The sequence below is a fragment of the Nodosilinea sp. LEGE 07298 genome (assembly GCF_015207265.1).
GTDB lineage: Bacteria > Cyanobacteriota > Cyanobacteriia > Phormidesmidales > Phormidesmidaceae > Nodosilinea.
Map to the genome: position 1 here is coordinate 1 of NZ_JADEXE010000551.1, position 1,870 is coordinate 1,870.

At 59.3% G+C, this 1,870-nt stretch carries 1 protein-coding gene; it reads left to right on the plus strand.

All coding sequences use genetic code 11. The annotated features are described in order from the left end of the window. Positions 1 to 1,730, plus strand: a 1,730-nt coding sequence (locus IQ273_RS32930; RefSeq protein ID WP_194027276.1) for a DUF4129 domain-containing transglutaminase family protein, incomplete at its 5' end; no start/stop codon positions are given. Between the last annotated feature and the right edge of the window lie 140 nt (positions 1,731 to 1,870).

The following is a 1,870-nucleotide window of genomic DNA, read 5'->3' on the forward strand; positions in this document are numbered from 1 at the left end:
GGGGCAAGCTGCGGCCTACCCTAGGACGACTGGCGGGGCTACTGGCGCTAGTGGTGGGCCTGGGGCTGCTCATTTTCCTGTTTTTGCCCCGACTGCCGGGGTACCAAATTCAGAATTTTCCAGTTAGCTCTGTGATCGATACGCCGGGCGATTTCTCTGGCGAAGATATTCTCAACTCGGCCTACCGCAACAATCAGGGCGACGACGGCGAAGGGTTTGGCGAGGGGGCTGGCACCATTCAGGGCCAGGGCAAGTCCACCGGCCCCGGCGTGGTCGATACCATTTCCTATTACGGCTTTAACCAACGCATGAACCAAAACCTGCGCGGCACCATGACGCCCCAGGTGGTGATGCGGGTCAGGTCGCAGGCTCCAGGCTTTTGGCGGGTGCTGGCCTTCGACACCTACACGGGCCAGGGCTGGGATATCTCCCGTAATGACGATACCCAAACGCTGCGGCGATCGCGGTTCTCGGCCCAGACATTTTTACCTATGGACCCCACCCTGGCTCGCCATCGGGAGGTCGTGCAGACCTACACCCTGGTCAGCGAGCTGCCTAACCTGATTCCGGCCATGTACCAGGCCAAGGAGCTGTACTTTCCCACCCGCGAGGTGGCGATTGATGCCGAGGGCAGCCTCAGATCGCCGGTCATTTTGCAGGAGGGCATGACCTACTCAGCGGTGTCGCGAGTGCCCTACCGCGATCGCACTCAGCTGCGCGCCGCCGGTACCCAATATCCTGCCGGCATTCGATCCCATTACTTGCAGGTGCCCGAGGAAATTCTAGAACCGGTGCGGGCCAAAACCGAAGAACTTTTGGCCACCTCCCCCAACCCCCTGACCGACAACTACGAAAAGGCCCTCTACCTGACCCAGGCTCTCAAGCAGCGCTACACTATTCAGCCCGAGCTGCCCTTTTTTAACCCCGAGCAAGACCTGGTGGAAAGCTTCTTGTTCAGCACCGAAGGCGGTTACCCCGACCACTTCTCCACGGTGCTAACCATCATGCTGCGATCGATCGACATTCCGGCCCGGCTGGTAGCGGGGTTTGGCGAAGGCGACTTTAACCCCTTCACCGGGTTCTACGTGGTGCGCAATACCGATGCCTATGCCATCACCGAAGTGTACTTTCCCCAGCACGGCTGGTTTGGCTTTGACCCCATTCCTGGCCACGAGCTGATTCCCCCTAGCCTGAAGGAGTCCGAAGCCTTTAGCCTGGTGCGGCGATTCTGGAACTGGCTAGCGGGCTGGCTACCCTCACCGCTGGTCGGCCTGGTCGACGGCCTGATTACGCTGCTTGGCGACGGTATCGCCTACCTGGTGCGCCGCTTCAACGCGCTGCTTAACCTGGGCTGGATCGGCATTATGCTGGGCATTGCCTTAGCCACCGCCCTGGGGTTTGTCGCCTGGCTGGCCTTTTTGGGCCTGCGCCGGGGCTGGCGCTACCGACAACTGCGCCAGCTTGATCCCACCGAGCGGCTATATCAACAAATGCTGACCTGGTTTGCCCACCAGGGCCTCGGCAAAACCCCTGCCGAAACCCCGATCGAGTACGGCCAGCGCCTCTACCAGCAGACCAAAGCTCAAAGCGCTCAGGCCGCCAACGAAATCACCCACGCCTATGTGCGCTGGCGCTACGGCGGCGAACCCCAAAACCTTGACTACTTAGGTAAAAAATTGCGGCTAATTCGGCAGAGTGGTCATTCTAAACAGCCGCTAATTCGCCGCTAATCTGCTCAGGATAATCCTTGATTTTCCTGGGGTTTCCGCTATGCTCGATCCATTGCTATGGAATAAGTGAGTCGGTGGCGTTGCCATATAGGTGACCAGCAAAAATTTGTCTAGTTACCCACCCACTTACCCACCTACCC